16 protein-coding genes and 2 tRNA genes are annotated in these 19,827 nt (G+C 70.1%); 9 read left to right on the top strand and 9 right to left on the bottom strand.

Annotation, left to right across the window (positions count from 1 at the left end; genetic code table 11):
* Positions 1-92: 92 nt before the first annotated feature.
* The 4 genes from ABZY89_RS09925 to ABZY89_RS09940 all read right to left on the bottom strand — a co-directional run bounded on the left by ABZY89_RS09925 (position 93) and on the right by ABZY89_RS09940 (position 2,734).
* Positions 93-165: transfer RNA gene (locus ABZY89_RS09925), tRNA-Lys, on the bottom strand.
* 98 nt (positions 166-263) lie between these two features.
* Positions 264-1,841 carry an NAD(P)/FAD-dependent oxidoreductase gene (locus tag ABZY89_RS09930; RefSeq protein ID WP_355226729.1) on the bottom strand — a complete coding sequence of 526 codons (1,578 nt, stop codon included), beginning with the start codon at positions 1,839-1,841 and terminating at the stop codon, positions 264-266.
* 9 nt (positions 1,842-1,850) lie between these two features.
* Positions 1,851-2,273 (bottom strand): hypothetical protein, encoded by a 423-nt coding sequence (locus ABZY89_RS09935; RefSeq protein ID WP_355226730.1) that lies wholly within the window; start codon positions 2,271-2,273, stop codon positions 1,851-1,853.
* Entirely contained in the window at positions 2,270-2,734 is a 465-nt protein-coding gene (locus tag ABZY89_RS09940; protein ID WP_355226731.1) for a MarR family transcriptional regulator, read from the bottom strand. Before ABZY89_RS09940 ends, ABZY89_RS09935 begins: the two co-directional genes overlap by 4 nt.
* A 76-nt stretch (positions 2,735-2,810) precedes the next feature.
* On the opposite strand from ABZY89_RS09940, the gene ABZY89_RS09945 reads away from it, so the two are divergent.
* From ABZY89_RS09945 to ABZY89_RS09960, 4 genes are all read left to right on the top strand, one after another.
* Entirely contained in the window at positions 2,811-3,191 is a 381-nt protein-coding gene (locus ABZY89_RS09945; protein ID WP_355226732.1) for an MmcQ/YjbR family DNA-binding protein, read from the top strand.
* Between the two features lie 9 nt (positions 3,192-3,200).
* Positions 3,201-3,467 carry a transcriptional regulator gene (locus ABZY89_RS09950; RefSeq protein ID WP_355226733.1) on the top strand — a complete coding sequence of 89 codons (267 nt, stop codon included), beginning with the start codon at positions 3,201-3,203 and terminating at the stop codon, positions 3,465-3,467.
* A 129-nt stretch (positions 3,468-3,596) separates the two neighbouring features.
* The gene (locus ABZY89_RS09955) at positions 3,597-4,181 is read left to right on the top strand and encodes a hypothetical protein (protein WP_355226735.1); all 585 of its coding nucleotides are present in this window, start codon (positions 3,597-3,599) and stop codon (positions 4,179-4,181) included.
* 133 nt (positions 4,182-4,314) lie between these two features.
* The gene (locus ABZY89_RS09960; protein ID WP_355226736.1) at positions 4,315-7,053 is read left to right on the top strand and encodes a BTAD domain-containing putative transcriptional regulator; all 2,739 of its coding nucleotides are present in this window, start codon (positions 4,315-4,317) and stop codon (positions 7,051-7,053) included.
* Between the two features lie 9 nt (positions 7,054-7,062).
* On the opposite strand, the gene ABZY89_RS09965 is transcribed toward ABZY89_RS09960, so the two are convergent.
* A complete protein-coding gene (locus ABZY89_RS09965) occupies positions 7,063-8,688 on the bottom strand; it encodes a long-chain fatty acid--CoA ligase (protein ID WP_355226737.1) in 1,626 nt (541 codons plus the stop codon).
* Positions 8,689-8,803: 115 nt separating this feature from the next.
* Between ABZY89_RS09965 and ABZY89_RS09970 the strand changes: the two genes are divergently transcribed.
* Positions 8,804-9,868 carry a DUF1152 domain-containing protein gene (locus ABZY89_RS09970; protein ID WP_355226739.1) on the top strand — a complete coding sequence of 355 codons (1,065 nt, stop codon included), beginning with the start codon at positions 8,804-8,806 and terminating at the stop codon, positions 9,866-9,868.
* A gap of 6 nt (positions 9,869-9,874) precedes the next feature.
* On the opposite strand, the gene ABZY89_RS09975 is transcribed toward ABZY89_RS09970, so the two are convergent.
* Positions 9,875-11,305, bottom strand: coding sequence for a PLP-dependent aminotransferase family protein (locus ABZY89_RS09975; RefSeq protein ID WP_355226741.1), 1,431 nt, complete (start codon positions 11,303-11,305; stop codon positions 9,875-9,877).
* A 78-nt stretch (positions 11,306-11,383) separates the two neighbouring features.
* Between ABZY89_RS09975 and ABZY89_RS09980 the strand changes: the two genes are divergently transcribed.
* Positions 11,384-12,007, top strand: coding sequence for a hypothetical protein (locus ABZY89_RS09980; protein ID WP_355226742.1), 624 nt, complete (start codon positions 11,384-11,386; stop codon positions 12,005-12,007).
* Positions 12,008-12,029: 22 nt separating this feature from the next.
* Here ABZY89_RS09980 and ABZY89_RS09985 read toward each other — a convergent pair.
* Positions 12,030-12,106 (bottom strand) — tRNA-Arg (locus ABZY89_RS09985).
* A gap of 405 nt (positions 12,107-12,511) precedes the next feature.
* On the opposite strand from ABZY89_RS09985, the gene ABZY89_RS09990 reads away from it, so the two are divergent.
* Positions 12,512-14,326 (top strand): hypothetical protein, encoded by a 1,815-nt coding sequence (locus ABZY89_RS09990; protein ID WP_355226744.1) that lies wholly within the window; start codon positions 12,512-12,514, stop codon positions 14,324-14,326.
* Positions 14,327-14,337: 11 nt separating this feature from the next.
* Here the strand turns inward: ABZY89_RS09990 and ABZY89_RS09995 are convergent, their stop codons facing one another.
* Together ABZY89_RS09995 and ABZY89_RS10000 are read right to left on the bottom strand one after the other, a co-directional pair.
* Entirely contained in the window at positions 14,338-15,159 is an 822-nt protein-coding gene (locus ABZY89_RS09995) for an N-acetylmuramoyl-L-alanine amidase (RefSeq protein ID WP_355226746.1), read from the bottom strand.
* A gap of 67 nt (positions 15,160-15,226) precedes the next feature.
* Positions 15,227-16,651 (bottom strand): aminopeptidase P family protein, encoded by a 1,425-nt coding sequence (locus ABZY89_RS10000; RefSeq protein WP_355226748.1) that lies wholly within the window; start codon positions 16,649-16,651, stop codon positions 15,227-15,229.
* Between the two features lie 124 nt (positions 16,652-16,775).
* Between ABZY89_RS10000 and ABZY89_RS10005 the strand changes: the two genes are divergently transcribed.
* Both ABZY89_RS10005 and ABZY89_RS10010 read left to right on the top strand, forming a co-directional pair.
* Positions 16,776-17,942 carry a PrsW family intramembrane metalloprotease gene (locus ABZY89_RS10005; protein WP_355226750.1) on the top strand — a complete coding sequence of 389 codons (1,167 nt, stop codon included), beginning with the start codon at positions 16,776-16,778 and terminating at the stop codon, positions 17,940-17,942.
* A complete protein-coding gene (locus tag ABZY89_RS10010; RefSeq protein ID WP_355226751.1) occupies positions 17,939-19,816 on the top strand; it encodes a dynamin family protein in 1,878 nt (625 codons plus the stop codon). The genes ABZY89_RS10005 and ABZY89_RS10010 overlap by 4 nt, the downstream gene beginning before the upstream one ends.
* Positions 19,817-19,827: the final 11 nt, after the last annotated feature.

The raw sequence follows: 19,827 nt of genomic DNA on the forward strand, positions 1-19,827 counted from the left end.
GAGTTCTGCTCCGCAACATTGTGGCGACTTTCGACCGCAAAACAGGAATCGGCCCCTGACCTGATTGACCAGGTCCGGGGCCGAGTTCGATGTACGCCATGTAGGACTTGAACCTACAACCCGCTGATTAAGAGTCAGCTGCTCTACCAATTGAGCTAATGGCGCATGTCCTTCGAGCTGCTTGCGCGCTCTGCGACGAGAAGAACATTAGCAGCGGGCTCGGATTCGCCCCAAATCGAGGCTGTGCTGGATCGACGGCGTGGTCAGCGGAGCTCCAGGACGGCTTGGGCGGCGTTGTGGCCGCCGAGGCCGGAGACGGCACCGCCGCGGCGGGCGCCGGAGCCGCAGAGCAGGATGCTGCCGACGTCTGTGGCGACGCCCCAGCGGGCGGCGGGAGTGGTCAGGTCGGCGTCGTCGGGGGCCCAGGGCCAGGCGAGGTCGCCGTGGAAGATGTGGCCGCCGGGCATGGCCAGGTCTGCCTCGATCTCCTGAGGGATCTTGGCCTCGATGCACGGCTGGCCATCCATGGTCCGCGCGACGACGGAGGAGATCGGGTCGAGCAGGTGACGGTCGAGGGAGGCGATGGCGCGCTCGACCGCCTGGGCCTTGCGCTCCTCACGCGTGGCCGGGTCCTCGAAGAGGGTCGCGGGAGCGTGCAGGCCGAAGTAGGTGAGGGTCTGGGTGCCCGCTGGAACAGAGCCGAGGATGGAGGGGTCGGTCAGCGAGTGGCAGTAGACCTCGCCCGGCATCTCGGTCGGGACCGAGCCTGCGGCGGCCTCGGCGTACGCCTTTTCGAGCTCGGAGTAGGACTCGCCGAGGTGGAGGGTGCCGGCGAAGGCGACCTTCGGGTCCTCGCCGGAGCGCAGCCGGGGGAGGCGCTCGAGGAGCATGTTGATCTTGAGCTGTGCACCCACCGGCTTGGCCGAGGGGGAAGGGGTGCGGCCGAGGAGGCCGTCTAGGACGTACGGAGCCAGTCCGGAGAGCACGTAGTCGGCGGCCACGGTGTGGGATCCGGAGGCGTCGGTCCAGGTGACCTCGGCACCCTCGCCGGCGGCACCGCCGCGGACCGAGGTGACGGTCGCGCCGGTGAGGACCTGCGCGCCACCTGCGTACGCCGCCTTGGCGATCGCCCCGGTGACCGCGCCCATGCCGCCGATCGGGACCCGCCACTCGCCGGTCCCGTTGCCGATCAGGTGGTAGAGAAAGCAGCGGTTCTGGATCAGGCTCGCCTCGCCCAGGCCGGCGAAGGTGCCGATCAGGGCGTCGGTAGCGACCACGCCGCGGACCAGGTCGTTGGCGAAGCGGCGCTCGATCGCCTCCCCGAGCGGCCGCTCGACGATGTCGCGCCAGATCGGCGCACCCACCTCCGAACGGATCGCGGCACTCGTGGGAAGCGGGGAGGTGAGGGTGGGTGCGACGACCCGGGCGAGGTCGGAGACCTCGTCGTAGAAGGACTGCCACGCGGCGTACTCCTCGTCTGCCCCGGTAACCGCGCGGAAGCTGGCCGCGGTGGCCTCGCCCTCGGGCGTCTCTACGAGGAGGCCGGTGGCCCGCGGGCCGTCGAGGTAGGGGGAGTACGACGCGGTCTGCCGCGACGCGAGCTCGATGTCGAGCCCGAGGTCGGTGCGGATCTGCTCGGGGAGCAGCGAGACCAGGTACGAGTAGCGCGAGAGCCGGGTCGGGAAGCCCTCGAACGCCTGGGCCGAGATCGCCGCACCCCCGACGTGGTCGAGCCGCTCGAGCACCAGGACCGAGAGGCCCTCCCGGCTGAGATAGGCCGCGGCGGTGAGGCCGTTGTGTCCGCCGCCGGCTACCACTACGTCGTACTTCTCCTGTGCCATGGCCTGATCCTAGGAGGTGGCCAGAGCGGCGTTGGCCCGTTCGGTGAGGGTGGCCAGAACGCGCGCGGTCACGACCAGGTCTTCGGCCGGGATGTCGGAGAAGAACGTCCTGGTCAGCGGCTGGGTGCGCTCGGTGACCTGCTGCTGGAGACGGTCACCCTCCTCGGTCAGGGTGAGGCCGTCGGCGATCAGGCCGCGGGCGATCGCGGCGTCGAGATGGGACTCGACCTCGGCCGCGGAGACCTTGATGTTGTCGGCCGTCGACGCGACCAGATCGGTACGCGTGGCATCGCCCTGGCGCAGGTAGTTGAGCAGGAGCGACTGCTCGAAGGTCAGGTCGTAGTCGTCGAGAACGTTGAGGAGGTTCTTGCGCACGGCGAAGTAGGCGACGCCCAGGTTGGCGCCGGTGAGAGGAGGAGTGGCAACGGTCATGATCGGTCTCCAGGTGTGGGGTCGGTGTCGATGGGGGCGGCGAGCATCGCCTCGAGCGCTGCTTGCGCCTCGGCGGCACGACGGCTGTTGCGGCCGCCGAGCGGTGCGGTGAGCTGGTCGAGCAGCCGACCGGTCACCGCGATCGCCTCGCGGGTCACCTCGGTGCCCTCGGGCGTGATGACGAGGCGTACGGCTCGGGTGTCCCTGGTGTCGCGGACGCGCTCGATCCAGCCCCTGGTCTCGAGCTGCCGGGCGAGCTTGGAGACGTACATCGGTTCGAGGCCGGTGAGGTCGGCCAGCTGCTTCTGGGTCGGAGCCTCCGAGGCGCTGAGCCCGTGGAGGGAGGCGATGAGCGAGTACTGCGCGTGGGTGAGCCCCAGGGGCGCGAGCGCTCTGTCCATCGACACCCGCAGACGCATGGCGAGGCGCCACACGACGTATCCGATCGTCTGCTTCTTCATGGAGGAAACCGTACATGTTTATCATAAACATGTATAGCAATTAACGGTGTCGGTGGTGCCTGGCAGGATCGGAAGCATGGCTGAGCGTCCTGAGGTCCCCGAGGCGATGGTGGTGCGGCTGAGGGAGATCCTCGGCGCGTTCCCGAAGTGCCTCGAGGACGACGCCTGGGTGGGGGTGCGCTGGCGGGTCGGCCAGGCGACGGTCGCGCACGTCTTCGGTGGCGAGGACCAGCTCTTCCGGATCGTGTTCCGGGGCGAGCCGGACGAGGTGGTGGCCTTCGAGCACCTCGGCCACCCGTATTTCAAGGCAGGCTGGGGTGGCAACGTGGTCGGGATGATCCTCGACGACGACACCGACTGGGACGAGGTCGCCGAGCTCCTGACCGACTCCTACTGCATCCAGGCGCCGGCCAAGCTGGCCGCTCTCGTCGAGCGTCCGGCCATGGCGACGGAGTAGGGTCCGCTCGTGCATATCGAGCAGGTCAAGAGGTACGTCGCGTCCTCGCTGCTCTGCTCCGTCGTGATGCTGCACTCCCTGGCGATGGCCGCGCTCGGCGCGACCGGCGCCGACAAAGGTGGCGCGCGCGAGGGTCTTTTCGTGATCTCGGTGCTGCTGGGAGCGGGGGCGGTGGCGGGCGTACGCCTGATCAACAAGCTTCCGCTGGTCACGCCCTGGTTTCTCGTGGCGCCCGTGATTCCGGTGCTCGTCTACTACCTCGTGCTGTGGAGATGACTGCGAAGAGTTGCAGCACGGATTGGGACTTTAGACCCTAGGCCGAATGCTTGGACTCCGGCATGTTGCCATGGTAAATCAGGGGGAACAATTTCCTTTCCAGTGCAACAAATTTCATAAGGAGTGCGTGTGCGTCGTGTGGCCATGCTGATCCTCGGGGGAGCCGTCGCGGCGGCCGGGGTTGGCTGCGGTTCGGACAGTTCCATCGACTACGGGTTCTACAGCAACAACCATGGCGAGAACCCCGCGATGGAGAAGAAGGTGATCACCGTCGACAGCACCGAGAGGATCGAGCAGAACCAGCAGCTCGGGTTGACGACTGAGGGAACCATCAAGGGCGAAGCACCCGGAATCCTGTTGAGGGTGATCGTGCAGGACGTCTTCGAGACATCCTTCACAGACGGCACCGAGACCCCGCCGGGGTCGCGGGTGATGGCCGTCGAGATCCAGGTCGTCAACGCCGGGTCGAGGGTCTTCAACGACACCCCGGCCAACGGCACGACGGTCATCGATGCCTCGGGCAAGAAGTACAAGAGCCTGCCCAGCACGGTGAGCGTCGACGGCGGCGAGGTGTTCCCGAACCCGTTCGGTCTGCAGCCGCGTGACCAGCGGACGGCCCTGGTGCCGTTCGTCGTCCCGGTCGGGGTCAACATCAAGCAGGTCGGCTTCCAGATCGACAAGGGCGGCGAGAGCGGCCTGTGGCGAGTTCCGTAAGTCAGAACCTTTAAATCTGGAATCAGCACCAACCTCCAAGCAACCTTCTGGCGGCATTACGCGTCACCATCTCTGTGGTGATGAGACGATGTGTCTTCTCGGACGTAATGCTGCGTGGTCAACAGGAGGTGTGGTGCGGGTCCGGGTCCTAGGTGCCGTCGAGCTGGTGTGTGACGACGGCACGGTGCAGAAGCTGTCGCGTACGCGGCGGACTCTGCTCGCCCTGCTCGCGGCCGCGCGCGGAGCGCCGGTCTCCTCGGACCTCCTGGTCGACGAGCTGTGGAGAGGTTCACCCCCGGCAACGGGGGTGAACCTGCTTCACCAGCGGGTCCGTGACCTGCGCCGGGCGCTCGGCGAGGACCGCCGCCACCTGCAGAGCCGGGCGAACGGCTACGCGCTGGTCGGCGCAGACATCGACCAGGCCCGCTTCGAGGACCTGCTCGAGCAGGGCCGTGCCTCGGCCGAGACCGGAGACCACGAGCGGGCCAGCATGCTCCTCGACGCTGCCCTGGGGCTGTGGTCCGGGGGCGCGTACGGCTCGGTCGGCGAGTCGCCCATGATCGCGACCGAGGCCGCTCGGCTCGAGGAGCTGCGGCTCGTCGCCGTCGAGTCCCGGGCCGCCGCTGACCTGGCGCTCGGCCGGCAGGCCGCGGTCGTGGCAGACCTGGGGCCGGTCGTCCGGGCCAACCCGCTCCGGGAGGGCCTGTGGCTGCTGCTGATGACGGCGCTGTGGCATTCCGGCCGCACGGCCGAGGCCCTGGACGCCTACCAGCGTCTCTTCCGTGTGCTCCGCGACGAGCTCGGGGTCGAGCCGTCCAAGGACGTACGCGACCTGCAGCTGCGGATCATAGAGGGCGACGATCCCGAGCCCGCGCCGGCGCGGACGTACGTCGAGATCGTGCCGCGCCAGCTGCCGCCGGTCGTCGCCGCATTCGCCGGTCGCGAGGACCATCTGACGATGCTCGACGAGCTGGTGGCGACGGCAAGCGTCGACGAGAGCGGACGCGCGGTGGTCATCTCGGCGATCGCGGGCACGGCGGGGATCGGCAAGACGACGCTGGCGCTCTACTGGGCACACCGGACCGCTCCCAGCTTTCCGGACGGCCAGGTGTTCGTGAACCTGCGCGGCTTCGACCCGTGCGACGCGCTCGACCCGTTGGACGCGCTCGGGGTGTTGCTCGAGGCGTTCGGGGTGGAGCGATCCCGCCAGCCCCAGGACATCGACGGCCGGGCGGGGCTGTTACGCAGCAAGCTCGCCGGCAAGCGGGTGCTGCTCGTGCTCGACAACGCCCGCGACAGCGAGCAGGTACGCAGCCTGATCCCCGGCAGCCCGGGGTGCGTGACCCTGGTGACCAGCCGAAACAGGCTCTCTGGGCTCGTCGCGGAGGCCGGTGCGAGTCCGATGGAGCTGGGCCTGCTCGATGACGCCGAGGCCTATGAGCTGCTGGCCGGGCGGCTGGGTGAGGACCGTCTCCTGGCCGAGCCCGAGGCGGTGGAGCGGATCATCGAGCTCTGTGCCTCGTTGCCGCTGACACTGTCGGTCGTGGCCGCCCGGGCGGCGATCCGGCCGGCCTACTCCCTCGCCGACCTGGCCGAGGAGCTCGGCGAGTCCCGCCTGGACGGGTTCGGCGGCGGGCGGGGTGACCTCCGGGCGACCTTCTCGTGGTCGGTCCAGCACCTGTCCGACGCCGCGGCCGAGCTGTTCCGGCTGATCGGCCTGCATCCCGGGCCGACGCTGACCGTCCTGGCCGCGGCCAGCCTGGCCGGGATCTCCCGCGTGCGGGCCCGCCGCCTGCTCGACGAGCTCACCGAGGCCAACCTGCTGACCGAGGTCGCGCCGGGACGGTTCGTGCTGCACGACCTGCTCCGGGAGTACGCCGCCGACCTCGCCACCGGCGAGCCCGCTGAGGTCCGCGAGGCGGCCGAGCTGCGGATGATCGACCACTACGTCTTCAGCGCTCGGGCCGTGCACAGCGCCTACGACCCGCACCAGCGACACCTCGATGCGCTGGAGCCGATGCGCGACGGGGTCAGCCCCGAGGTCGTCGGCGACAGCGTCGAGGCGCTGGCCTGGATCGGCACCCAGGTGCCGGTGATCTCCCGGGTGATCGACGTCGCCGTCGCCCGGGGACTCGCACCCGACCGGATCGTGCTGCTCGTCGGTGCCCTCGAGCGCCTGCTCGACCTCCAGGGACGCTGGATCGAGCTGGCCGCGCTGGCCGAGGCCGCGCTCCCGGGCGTGCGCCGCAGCGTCTCTCAGGGCGGCGACCCTGCCGGACTCGGAGTCATGCACCGCGCCGCCGGGGCGGCCTGCGGACGGCTGGGACGCGTCGAGGACGCTCTCGAGCACCTCGGCCGGGCCCTCGACCTGGCGATGGAGTCCACCGACCTGGTGGGCGAGGGAAAGACCCTGCACCGGCTGGCCACCGTGGCCACGGCCTCCGGCGACCATGCCGGGGCCGCTGCGTACGCTGCTCGGTCGGCGGAGGTCTTCGCTCGCGCGGGCGACCCGATCCGGGCGGCCTGGACGACCGGGCGGCTGGGTCTCTACGAGGCCCTCGACGGTGCGTACGAGGCCGGGCTCCGCCACTGCGAGCAGGCGCTCGCGGACCTGCGCCGGGTGGCGCCCGGCTACCGCAGCGAGGGCAACGTCATCGCCACCATCGGCTGGATCCACCAGCAGCTCGGCTCCGTCGACGAGGCGGCCGGTCACTTCGAGGAGGCAGTGACCAAGCTCCGTGCCGCCGGTGACCTGCCCGGCCTGGCCGACGCGCTCGGCCACCTGGCCGACGCCCGCGCCGCCCTCGGCAAGGACGAGGACGCCCGCTGCGCGAGGGTCGAGTCCGCCTCGATCCTCGCGCAGCTGGGCTGACCGCTCCGGCTACGCCGTGGGCAGCTTGTAGTCGGCGTACTCCTCGCGCAGGGTCTTCTTGGAGAACTTCCCGACCGAGGTCTTGGGCACCTCGTCGATGAAGACCACGTCGTCGGGCACCTGCCACTTGCCCAGGTTGTCGGCGAGGTAGCCGAGCAGCTCCTCCTTGGTGACCGACTCGCCGTCCTTGACCACCGCGAAGGCCAGCGGCCGCTCGCCCCACTTCGGGTGCGGCACCGCCACGACGGCCGCCTCGGCGATGCTCGGGTGGCCCATGATGAGGTTCTCGATCGCGACGGTCGAGATCCACTCGCCACCCGACTTCACCAGGTCCTTGGTGCGGTCGACGATGCGTACGTAGCCCAGCGGGTCGATCGCGGCGATGTCACCGGTGCGCAGCCAGCCGTCGGGCGAGAACGACGTCGGTGCGTCGACCTTGTAGTAGCCCGAGGCGATCCACGGGCCGCGGCACTCGAGCTCGCCGGTCGTCTCGCCGTCCCAGGGAAGCTCGTCGGTGGTCCCAGGCTCCACGATGCGGAGCTCGACGCCGACGGCCGGGATGCCAGGGGACGTACGGTAGTCGGCCTTCTCCTCCTCGGAGAGGTCGGTGATCTCGGCGCGCTCGTTGTACACGCTGCCGAGCGGCGACATCTCGGTCATGCCCCACGCCTGGGTGATCGGCAGACCGATCGCCTCGCGCCAGGCCTCGGAGAGCGACTTCGGCACCGCGGACCCGCCGCAGATGACCACGCGCAGCGAGGAGAGGTCGGCGTCCTTGAGCAGCGGGACCATACCCATCCAGATCGTCGGTACGCCGGCCGCGATCGTCACCTTCTCGGCCTCGAGGAGCTTGATGATGCCGGCGGGCGAGAGGTCGGGGCCGGGCAGGATCAGGTTGGCGCCGGCCAGCAGCGAGGAGTGGGCGAAGCCCCAGCCGTTGGCGTGGAAGAAGGGCACCACCGGAAGCACGCGGTCACGGTCGTTGGTGCCGAAGAGGGTGCCGGCCAGGGAGGCCAGCGCGTGCAGGTACTGCGAGCGATGTGTGTAGACGACGCCCTTCGGGTTGCCGGTGGTGCCGGAGGTGTAGCAGATCCCGGCAGCGGTGCGCTCGTCGGTGACCCGGCCCTCGATCACCGCCTCCTCGGCGTCGGCCATCAGCTCCTCGTAGGAGACGACCCGGGGGTCGTCGGGGAGCGGGGTCGGCGCCCCGTCATCCATCACGACGACGTGCTTGAGCGTGGTCAGCTGGGGGAGAAGCGGAGCCAGCAGACCGAGCAGCGACCGGTCCACGAAGACGGCCTCGTCCTCGGCATGGTTGAAGGTGTAGACGAGCTGCTCGGGGAAATAGCGGATGTTGCCCGTGTGCAGCACCCGGCCGGTGCAGGGGACGGAGTAGTAGAGCGCGAGGTGGCGCAGGGTGTTCCACGCGAAGCTCGCCACCCGGCCGTCCGCGGAGATGCCGAGCCGGTCGAGGACGCTGGCCTGCTTGCGTACCTCCACGGCCAGGTCCTTGAAAGTGTTGTGCTCCAGACCTGTGGCGGTCTTGGTGACGATCTCCCGCGTCGGGAAGACGCGCTCGGCGCGCCGGATGATCGTGTCGATGGTCAGCGGTGCGTCCTGGATCAGTCCTTGCATGCTGCACATCGTGACCCAACGTGGCGCGCGTCACAACGAGTTCCCGCGAACTTTCTTGCCAGGCGATGCGGCCGACCTGTGGCGCGCCGGATGCCCAGCGGTCAGAATCGTCTGCGTGAGCACTCTCTTCGTCGCGGCCGGTGGTGGGGGTGATGCGCTCGGCGTGCTCCTGGCGCGCCGGGTCCTCGAGCCCGAGATGGACGACGGCGACGTGTTCGTGTCGACCTGCGCCTGGGAACGGCTCCGCATCGACCCGGTGCCTGGCCCACGCTCGCGCGGCGACTTCATCGGGCTCCGCCTGGTCGATGGTGTCCGGGCGGAGATATCGACCACGACGGACACTCTTCCTCCGGGCCGGTCCGTGCTGCCGCGGCTTGCCGGCGACGTCGACGCGCGCCTCTTCCTGCACGACCTCGCGGACGGTGCGGTCGGACTCGCCGAGCAGCTCCAGCATCTCGCTCGGGCCCTCGGCGCCGACTCGCTCACGGTCGTCGACGTCGGTGGCGACGTGGTCGCCCGGGGAGACGAGCCCGGCCTGCTGAGCCCGTTGGCCGACTCGCTCACCCTGGCCGCGGCGATGCGCAGCGGCCTGCCGGTGCAGCTCGCCGTCGTCGGCCCCGGCGTGGACGGGGAGCTACCCGCCGAGCAGGTGATCGCCATCCTCGGCGGGCTCGGTGGGACCCAGGTGGGAACGCTGGGGACCGCGGATGTGGACCGGGTCGGCGACTCGCTCGGCTGGCATCCCACCGAGGCGACGACGCTGGCCGCGGCAGCCGCCCGCGGCCTTCGGGGCGCCGTGGAGATGAGGCGAGGACAGGCCCCTGTCCCGGTGAGCGAGGCGAGTGCGACCGTGTGGCGCCTCGATGCCGTCGTGACGTACGACTTCCCGCTGGCCGAGGCGCTGATCAACACCCGATCCCTGGGGAGCGCCGAGACGATCATCCGCGGCATCACCGTCGACGAGCTCGACTACGAGCGGCGGCGGGCCCGGGAGCGTCGCGAGATCCCGTCGCGAACCGTGACTGCTGCCGACATCGCGACCGCGAGCCTCGCCCGAGGGGCCTCGCACATCACCACCCGCCGCCTTCTGGAGGCGACGAGCGGGGACGTACCGAGCTACGAGTCGGCACGCTTCGACGGGCTCGGGCTGTGGGCGCTGGATGCCCTCGCGCGGGGTTGAGCCCGCTCAGACGACGGCTTCGGACGTGGTGAGGGCCAGCGCGGGCGTGGAGGCGGCACGCGGCCAGACCTCGGCGAGGATCTCGACCCCGCGCCGGACGAGCTCGGGGCGGGGCGTGATCGCCAGCCGCAGGTGACGCTCGTACGCGCCGTCGACCCCGAACCTGGGCCCGGCGGTGACGAGCAGGCCGTGGGGGCGTGCGGCGAGGGTGAGCTGGGAGCTGACCGGCGCGGGCAGGCCCACCCAGGCGGAGAGGCCGCCGTCGATACGCGGCGGCAGCTCCCAGTCGGGAAGGTGCTCGCGCATCGCGTGGTAGAGCGCGGCGCGGCCGGCGGCGAGCTGGTCGGCTCGCTCGCGCAGGATCTCGGGGAGGTGCTGGAACAGGATCGTGGTGACCAGCTGCTCCCAGATCGGGGTGCCGAGGTCGGTGGCGGAGCGTCCGCTGGCGATCTGGGTCAGCAGTACCGGGTCGGCGCGGATCCAGCCGACCCGCAGCCCGCCCCACAGCATCTTGCTCGCCGAGCCGATGTGGACGACGCGGGCCTGGTGCTCGCCGGCCATCGCGGCCAGCGGCGGGAACGTGTGAGGACGGTCGATGTTCAGCTCGGCGGTGGTGTCGTCGGCCACGAGGAGGGTGTCGACCTTCGCCGCGGCGTACAGCAGGCGGAGCCGGTCCTCGGTCGACATCGAGCGAGACGTCGGGTTGTGGAAGTCGGGCATGACGTACGCCATCACGGGGGTGGTCCGGGCGATGGCCGCCTCCATCGCGGGCATGTCCCAGCCGGCGTCGGTGGTCACCGGGCTCGTGATGATCCGGGCTCCGGCGAGGCTCAGGGCGTCGTACGCATTGGGGTAGGAAGGGCTCTCGGCGTAGGCCCGATCGCCGCGGCTGATCACGGTGCGGGCGAGCAGGGCGATCGCGCTCTGGCCGCCGGTGGTCACCATGATCTGGTCGGGATCGGTCGGCAGACCGCGATCGGTGTAGCGCGCCGCGATCTCGGCGCGGAGCTCCTCGATGCCCCACAGCGTGTAGCCGGGTCCGGTCATGTGGTCGGCCAGCCGTCGGGTCGCCTCGACGGCGGCCTCCGGGAGCCGCCGGGTGGCCGGCAGGGTGGCCCTGACCAGGTCGATCTCGCCGCCCTCGGTGAACGAGTCGGGCGCGGTGGGTGGCAGCTTTGTCGTCGTACCCGACCCCTGGACGCTCAGCGCGTAGCCGTGCTCGCGCAGGCGCCGGTAGGCGGCAGTGATCGTGGTGCGGCTCAGCATCAGCCGCTCGGAGAGCTCGCGCTCGGAGGGGAGACGTACGTCGGCAGAGAGCCGTCCGTCGATCAGCAGCAGCTGGATCCGCTCGGCGAGGTTCTCGTACGCCGGGCCTTCCCCTTGCCACTGACCGAGCAGGCCAGCGAGCGCAGTGGCACCGATTCTTCCGCGAGGCATGAGGCCACCTTACCGCGATTGGCTTCTTTACCTTCGATTGGACCCGTGATTGGCTTTGCAATCGTGAAGGATCTCTCTGTGAAGTCGCTCTCCTGGTTGATAACTGGACTCTTCCTCTACGGCATCGCACTCGCCATGCTCGTGCAGGGCTCGCTGGGCCTGGCGCCCTGGAACACGCTGGCATCGGGACTCGTCGAGATCACCGGGATCTCCTTCGGGATGATGACCAACCTGATCGGGCTCGTCGTCCTGCTGATCTGGATCCCGCTGCGACAGCGGCCCGGCGTCGGCACGGTGCTGAACGTCCTGCTCGTCGGCACCTCCGCGGAGATCGGCCTCTGGCTGCTTCCGCAGCCGTCGGACCTGGTTGCCCAGGTCGCGCTCTTCACTGGCGGTCTGCTCCTGCTGGCCGCGGCGACCGGGATCTACATCGCGCCCGGCCTCGGCCCGGGCCCGCGCGACGGCCTGATGACCGGCCTGCACGAGCGCACCGGCGCCCCGGTCTGGCTCTGCCGCGCGGGCGTCGAGATCACCGTGCTGGCAGTCGGCTGGCTCCTCGGCGGAATGGTCGGCATCGGCACCGTCGCCGAGGCGCTGCTCATCGGTCCGATGGTGCACCGCACCCTGCCGTTCTTCCGGACCCTGTACGCCGGGCGGCCGGACGCCGCGGCGGTCGCCGCCGAAACACGCGCGAGCGCATGATTTAACCCACACGAATTTCCTGTGGCGCCCCCGACAGGATTCGAACCTGTGACCGTCGGATTAGAAGGCCGATGCTCTATCCAGCTGAGCTACGGAGGCGTGGCCTGTGTGAGCACCCCGCTGGAAGGGGGTTTGCGCAGGCCGCGGACGATCTTACCGGTGCCCGTATCCCTTGTGTGCATCGGAATCCGAAACGCTGGCCGGAGTGTTACCAAGGTGTGGGGGGTATTTGGGTGCACTGTCCCCACACTGTCGACGTGAGTGTCCGATTGGCGGACCACGAGGGTTCGAGACTGGGCCCGATCATCGGTAAGGTCCCCGGACATGACTATGGAGTCCATGTGCACCTCGTGCGGTGCAGCCGTCACCGGTATGCGCTTCTGCACAGGTTGTGGGACCCCCGTCAGAAGCGCTCATCAGCCGCCGTCGCAGGGTGCACCGGAGCCGGTTGCACCGCCGCGACTGCCGCAGCGGGGTGCCGATCCTGAGCAGGGTGGTCTGTCGTTGCCGAGGCGTGGGCAGGGAGCCGCTACGCCCGCACCCGAGGCCGACGCGGAGCCGGCCCCGTTGCCGCTCGAGCAGGTCAGGCGTACGCCGGGGGCCTCGATGGCGCCCCAGCTGAGCATGACCGCGCCCAGCGGTGAGCAGCCGGCCTTCGGTGGTGGCATGGCCCCGCCGCCGGCAGGTTCGGACGATGGTGGCCTGTTCGGGCTGGCGGCGCGTACGCCGAAGTTCGAGCCGGAGCTCGCCTCCCAGTCGCAGTCGCTCTTCCTGCCCAAGCGCAAGAAGGTCGCGGAAGAGCCTGAGCAGACCCCGGAGCCGAATCCTGAGCCGGAGGCCCAGGTGGCCGCGCCGGCGCCGCTGCCGGATCTCCCGACGCGGCCGCCCGCACAGGAGCGCGCGCCTGAGCCGCCCGCGCCCGCGCCTGCCCCGCAGATGCCGGAACCGCAGGCGCCGCAGACCCCGGAGCCCATGGCAGCGCCTCCGCTGCCCGAGCGTCCGGCCGCGGTTTTCCACCAGAGCGCGGAGCACCCGACCTTCGTCGAGCCCGCGCCGCAGTTCGACGGCCCGGTCCCCGAGGCGGCCTACGAGGCGACCCACGAGGCGATGCCGCCGGTCGAGCGACGCCAGCCCGAGCCGGTCCGTCCCGACGAGACCCAAGTCGCGATGAGCCCTCGGTTCGAGGCCGTCGACGAGGAGGCCTCCGGAGGCACCCGTCCGCGTGACGAGTTCGAGCAGTTCGCGCCGCCGCAGTCGCAGTTCGACGCCCCGGCGCCCGAGTCGCGCTACGACGACGGCCAGCCCGAGTTCGGCCAGCCCGACCAGGGCCAGCAGGCCCCGACCTACGGCGACCCCGCCTACGCCCCGCTCGCACCGCAGCTCGAGCCGGACCAGGCCCAGTGGTCGCAGGGCTACGACCAGCCCTACGACCAGCCGTACGGCCAGGGCCCCGACCAGGGCTTCGACCAGGCGTACGAGCAGCCCTATGGCCAGCGGCAGGACCGGTCCCAGGACGAGTTCGGCCAGCCGTACGGTGACCCCTACGGCCAGAACCCCTACAACGACGCCACCCTCGTCGGGCAGCCGCCGGTCGGCGGTGGGCCCAACACCCCGGCACCGCCGCCGATGGCGCCGCAGGGCTACGACCCGTACAGGAACGGCTACGACGCCCGCTACGAGCCGCAGCGCGGTCAGGGCGGTCAGGGCAAGGGACCTGGTGGTCTCGACCTGAAGCGCTGGGGCCTGATCGTCCTCGCGCTGGCTGTCGTCGTCGCGATCATCGCCTTCGTCATCGGCCTGATCAACAGCAACGGCGACGACGCCAACGCCGAGACCGGCACCACCCAGGGCGCCACCACGACCGAGGGCGGTGCCGCGGCCGAGGCCAAGAAGATCGACGACCTCATCAAGACCTCGGCCAAGGACAAGGCGGCCATCGGCGCCGCTCAGGCCGACCTCGAGGCCTGCGAGAACATCGACGAGGCGATCCAGACCTTCCAGGACGCCGCGGCCTCTCGCGAGAAGCTGGCAACGAAGGTCGCCAAGATCGACACCGCCGTCCTCCCGGGGTCGCGGAAGCTCGTCAAGAACCTCGAGTCCGCGTGGATGACCTCGCAGAACGCCGACCTGGCCTTCGCCGCCTGGGGCGAGAAGCGCAAGGTCAACGCCGACGGTGAGTGCGTGGGCGGCAAGGGCAAGCTGGAGAAGGCGACCACGCTCAGCCTGGCCAGCCACGACCCGAAGAAGGCGGCCGCCAAGGCGTGGGGGCCGATCGCGGAGGAGTACAACCTCGAGCCCGTCGAGTGGACGAAGCTCTGAGCTGGGCTAACTCAGCGTGAGCGGAGGTACGCCGCCATCGCCCGTTTGATGGCGGCGGCCGTCCGCGCCTGGAACCGGTCCGACTTCAGCAGGCGCGCGTCCACGGGGTTGCGCATGTTGCCCGTCTCGAGCAGCACCTGCGGCACCGTGGTCAGGTTGAGGCCGGCCAGGTCGTCGCGCTCCACGAACCCGCCCTCACCGAGGTAGGAGGCCAGCGGCATCCCGGTCTTCCGCATCTCGGTGCGGAGCAGCTGGGCGTAGCGTCGCGAGGGCTCGACGACCTCGTCGTTGGTGCCCGACGGCACCGGGATCAGCAGCGAGTAGCCCCGCTCGGAGGCGGCCGCGCCGTCGGCGTGGATGTCGATCGCGACGTCGGCCTTCGCGTCGTTGATGATCTTCGCGCGCTCGTCGATGCACGGCCCGACCCCGTCGTTGCTGTCGCGGGTCATGACCACCTTCGCGCCGGACTCGCGCAGATCGGCGGCGAGCTTCGTGGCCACCGCCCAGGTGAAGTCGGTCTCCGGGTAGCCGTCGTCGGTCGCGGTGCCCGTCGTGTTGCACGGGCTCTGCCCGCGCCCGTTCCACACCGGCTCGTTGATCACCTCCGGCGCGCCCGCGTTGCCGCCGTTGTGGCCCGGGTCGATCCCGACCACGGCTCCCTCGAAGATGTCCTCCGAACTGCTCGACGCGGGCGCCGACGGAGACGCCGTCGCTGATGGCGATGCGGCGGGCTGCTGTCGCGGCGTACTGCCCGGACTGCAGGCCATCAGGGCCGAGGCCAGGGCGAGGCAGCCGGCCGCGGCGGTTGCTGACCGAGTTACCTCGGTCAGCAACCGCTTCCCTCGTGGAACTCCACGAGGAAAGCGCGACTCGACCGAGGTAACTCGGTCAGCATTCACGTCACAGATGCTGACCCATCCACGCCTCGACGTCGTCGGCCGTACGCGGCAGGCCGGCGGAGAGGTTCACGGAGCCGTCCTTGGTGACGACGATGTCGTCCTCGATGCGGATGCCGATGCCGCGCAGCTCCTCGGGGACGAGCTTGTCCTCCTTCTGGAAGTAGAGGCCCGGCTCGACGGTGAGCACCATGCCCTCCTGCAGCGGTCCCTCGATGTAGGCCTCCTTCGACGCGGAGGCGCAGTCGTGGACGTCGAGGCCGAGCATGTGGGAGACGCCGTGGAGGGTCCAGCGGGAGTAGGTCTTGTTGTCCTCGGAGAGCGCCTCGTCGACCGAGACCGGCAGCAGACCGAGGTCATCGAGGCCGTGGGCGAGGATCTCCATCGCGGCGAAGTGGCCGGCCCGGAAGGTCACGCCCGGGCGGATCGCCTCGATGCCGGCCTGCTGGGCCTTGTAGACGAGCTCGTAGAGGTTGCGCTGCAGCGGCGTGAACGTCCCGGAGATGGGTAGGGTGCGGGTGATGTCGGCGGTGTAGAGGTTGTGGCCCTCGACGCCCATGTCGAGCAGCACCAGCTCACCGGGGACGATCGGGCCGTCGTTGTCGATCCAGTGCAGCGTGGTGGCGTGGGAACCGCCGCCGACGATCGAGTCGTAGCCGAGGTCGTTGCCCTCAGCGCGAGCGCGGCGGAAGAAGGTGCCCTCGATCCAGCGCTCGCCGTGCTTCAGGACCTGGTCCCACTCGCGCACCGCGTCGGTGAAGCCGCGCACGGTGATGTCGCAGGCCTCCTTGAGCTCGCCGAGCTCCCACTCGTCCTTGATCAGGCGCAGCTCGGAGAGCGCCTTGGCGAACTCCTCGTCGCGGGTGGCCTCGGCCGGGGCGACCAGCTTGTCGACGTCGGCCGAGACTCCGCGGAGGACGCGGGTCGGGGTGCTGCCGGAGAGGTCGGACTCGAGCTGGTCGACGTGGCGTACCTCGATGCCCAGCGAGTCGGAGAGCTCCCGGGCCGAGGGACGCGCCCCGGCCCAGAGCGCGCCGTACTGACGGTCGCGGAAGAACTCGTCGGTGTCGCGACCGCTGCGCGGGCGTGCGTACAGGACCGAGGTGCCGTCCGGCTCGATCACGACGACGGCGTCGGAGGTCTGATTGCCGGTCAGGTGCACGTGCGCGGTGTCGGCGCGGAAGCGGTAGTCGGTGTCGTTGGCGCGGACCTTGTAGGTGCCGGCCGGGACGACGAGGCGCTCACCCGGGAAGATGCCCGAGAGGCGCTCTCGGCGGGCGGCCGCCCACGGGGTGATCGGATGCTCGGGAACCTCGACCTCGCGGTCGTCCCAGCCCTCCCTCATGAACTTGGACCACGCCTCCGGAACCGTCTGGTCGTGGCTCTCGGTGTGGTCGTCTGCAGGAGTGGGGGCGCCTTTGTCCGTCATACCGGAATCGTACGCCGCGCCGGATCCACAACGCTCGTGAGTTCCCAGGCCACGCGGGTGGCGGGGACGTCTCGATCGGTGTCGGGTCGCGCGTGCGGTCCGCACGCCCGATAGTCTGGCGCGCATGGGGGCGATCCCGAAGGATCCGACGAGAAGCAACCGCACGTTCACCATCGTGGTGGGCGTGCTTGTCGTGCTGACCTCTTTGCCGGTGCTCGGCATCGTTCTGCTGAGCACCAGCGTCGTCAACGACCATCTTGCCCCGACCGGCGCGATCCTGGGAGTGCTCTTCGCGGCGATCCCGGTGGTGCCGCTGGTCTACGCCTTCCTGTGGCTGGACCGCTACGAACCCGAGCCGAAGTCGCTGCTCGCGCTCGGCCTGGGATGGGGCGCCTTCGTCGCGGTCGCCGCCGCGCTGATCGTGCAGAGCGTCGGGGCGCTGCTCGCCGGGTGGAGCCAGCCGACCCAGCTCGCGATCGTGGCTCCGGTCACCGAAGAGGCGGCCAAGGGGCTGTTCCTCCTTGTGCTGCTGGTCTGGCGTCGACACCTCCTCGACGGAGTGCTCGACGGCATCGTCTACGCAGGCATGGTCGGCATCGGCTTCGCCTTCACCGAGAACATCCTCTACCTGGGCGGCACCTACAACGGCACGCCCGGCATGGGCGACAGCTCCACAGGACACATCGGTGAGTTCACCGCCGTCTTCGTGATGCGCTGCCTGTTCAGCCCCTTCGCCCACCCGTTCTTCACCGCCTTCCTCGGCATCGGCATCGGTGTCGCGGTGGTCACGCGCAAGCGCTGGCTGAAGGTCGTGGCGCCGCTGCTGGGCTACGCCATCGCGGTGCTCGCCCACGCCACCTGGAACGGCTCGACGCTGCTCTATGACGGGGCTGGGTTCCTGCTGGCGTACGTCGTGGTGATGGTGCCCGCGTTCGTCTCTTTGGTGGTCTTCGCGGTCTGGCGGCGAAAGTCCGAGCGGATCGTGCTGACCCGGTCGCTGACCGACGCCGCGCAACGCGGGTTGATTCCCTACACCGACATCGGCTGGGTGGTCGATCTGCGGCGCCGGGAGCAGGCGCGGAGGTTCGCGTCGACCCATGGAGGGGCTCAGGGGGTTGCGGCCATGCGTGAATACCAGCAGGCTGCCATCGAGCTCGGATACTTGCACTGGCGATTCCTGCGCGGCAACCCGCCGCCAGACTTCGCCGCCCGGGGGAGGGCATACGTTGACCGCATCAGTGAGGTACGTCCACACATCGCGTTCCCGAGCGGGCAGGTGATGACCGGATGAGTGACGAGAACAGACACGACGACAACGCGCCGGAGCCTGCTCCGGAGCAGGCTCCTGAGAAGCGGCCGGCGGCCTACGAGGCGCTGACCGCGGGGATGCTCGCGGAGAAGCCCACCACCGAGTTCGAGGCCGCTCGGGCCGAGATCGAGGCGTCCGGCGGCGAGAGCAACCGGATGGTGACCTCGCTCATCCAGCTCCACCAGGCGTTGACCGAGGTCACCCTGCCGCTGGACCTGCCCGGCGCCGACGAGCAGCGGGCGGCCAGGCAGAACATGGTCGAGCAGCTCGAGGACTACGTCATCCCGCGGATGATGACCATCGACGCGCCGCTCCTCGCGGTCGTCGGCGGCTCCACGGGCGCCGGCAAGTCGACGCTGGTGAACTCGCTGGTCGGCACCAAGGTGACCACGCCGGGGCTGCTGCGGCCGACGACCCGCTCGCCGGTGCTGGTGCACAACCCCGAAGACGGCCGCTGGTTCGGCCAGGATCGCCTGCTTCCCGAGCTGGAGCGGGTCAACCATCCGACCAACGACCCCGGCGCGCTGCAGCTGGTCGCCAGCGACCGGCTCCACCCCGGCCTGGCGATCCTGGACGCGCCCGACGTCGACTCGGTCGAGGAGGCCAACCGGGTGCTCGCGGCCGAGCTGCTCGCCGCGGCCGACCTGTGGGTCTTCGTCACCTCGGCCGCACGCTACGCCGACCAGGTGCCCTGGGAGTTCCTCCAGCTCGCCGCCAACCGCTCCACCGCGGTGGCGGTGGTGCTCGATCGCACTCCGACCGAGGCCGTCCAGACCGTCGCCGGCCACCTGGCCCGGATGCTCGCCTCGCGCGGGCTCAAGGACTCACCGCTCTTCATCGTCCACGAGGGCGAGGTCTCCGAGCACGGCCTGTTGCCGGCCGAACACGTCGCCGAGGTACGCGCCTGGCTCGACATGCTCGCCGACGACGCCACCGCGCGCCACCAGGTCGTCACCCAGACCCTCGACGGTGCGGTGCGGGCGCTGACCCTGGAGGTCCACCCGATCGCCGACACCGCGGACGGTCAGGGAGAGGCTGCGCAGCGGCTGCGTACCGATGCGGACATGGCCTACGACGAGGCGCTCAAGTCGATCATGGCGGCAACCGCCGACGGGACGCTGCTGCGTGGGGAGGTGCTCGCGCGCTGGCAGGAGTTCGTCGGCAGCGGCGAGATCCTCAAGGCGCTCGAGACGAAGGTGGGGATGCTCCGCGACAAGATCCTCGGCTCGATCAAGGGCAAGCCGCAGCAGGCCGAACGGGTGACCGCGGCCGTACAGGGCGGCCTGGAGATGCTGATCCTGGAGCAGTGCGAGGCGGCTGCCGAGAGGGCAGAGGCGGCCTGGCAGATGAGTCCCGCGGGACGCGGGCTGCTCGACGCCGGCCCTGCCGACCTCGGCCGAGCCTCGCGTGCGCTGCGGCCCAAGGCCGAGCGTGCGGTGCGCGACTGGCAGCAGGACGTGCTCGACATGGTGCGCAGCGAGGGTGAGGACAAACGTACGACCGCGAAGTTCCTCTCCTACGGGGTCAACGGCCTCGGCGTCGCGCTGATGGTGGTCGTCTTCGCCTCGACCGGCGGGGCGCTCGTCGGTGCCGAGGTGGGCATCGCCGGCGGCACTCTCCTGCTCGGCCAGAAGCTGCTGGAGGCGGTCTTCGGCGACCAGGCCGTGCGTGGGCTGGCGTCCAGAGCGCGCAAGGCGCTGGAGGTACGCATCGTGGGGCTCGTCGACGAGGAGCGGGCGCGCTACACGGGTCAGGTCGACGCGCTGCAGATCGACCATGGTGCGCCAGAGCGACTGCGGCACGCTGCGCGGAAGGTCGGCGACGCTCGTTTCGCCAGCCAGCGCGGCGATGACTGAGACTTGTCAGG

It is taken from the genome of Nocardioides sp. NPDC006303 (genome assembly GCF_040613175.1).
GTDB lineage: Bacteria > Actinomycetota > Actinomycetes > Propionibacteriales > Nocardioidaceae > Nocardioides.

What these genes read in the sequence shown, in the direction of transcription:
- ABZY89_RS09930 (WP_355226729.1), bottom strand. Translation starts at nt 1,841, where the DNA reads ATGGCACAGGAGAAGTACGACGTAGTGGTAGCCGGCGGCGGACACAAC.
- ABZY89_RS09935 (WP_355226730.1), bottom strand. Translation starts at nt 2,273, where the DNA reads ATGACCGTTGCCACTCCTCCTCTCACCGGCGCCAACCTGGGCGTCGCC.
- ABZY89_RS09940 (WP_355226731.1), bottom strand. Translation starts at nt 2,734, where the DNA reads ATGAAGAAGCAGACGATCGGATACGTCGTGTGGCGCCTCGCCATGCGT.
- ABZY89_RS09945 (WP_355226732.1), top strand. Translation starts at nt 2,811, where the DNA reads ATGGCTGAGCGTCCTGAGGTCCCCGAGGCGATGGTGGTGCGGCTGAGG.
- ABZY89_RS09965 (WP_355226737.1), bottom strand. Translation starts at nt 8,688, where the DNA reads ATGCAAGGACTGATCCAGGACGCACCGCTGACCATCGACACGATCATC.
- ABZY89_RS09975 (WP_355226741.1), bottom strand. Translation starts at nt 11,305, where the DNA reads ATGCCTCGCGGAAGAATCGGTGCCACTGCGCTCGCTGGCCTGCTCGGT.
- ABZY89_RS10000 (WP_355226748.1), bottom strand. Translation starts at nt 16,651, where the DNA reads ATGACGGACAAAGGCGCCCCCACTCCTGCAGACGACCACACCGAGAGC.
- ABZY89_RS10005 (WP_355226750.1), top strand. Translation starts at nt 16,776, where the DNA reads ATGGGGGCGATCCCGAAGGATCCGACGAGAAGCAACCGCACGTTCACC.
- ABZY89_RS10010 (WP_355226751.1), top strand. Translation starts at nt 17,939, where the DNA reads ATGAGTGACGAGAACAGACACGACGACAACGCGCCGGAGCCTGCTCCG.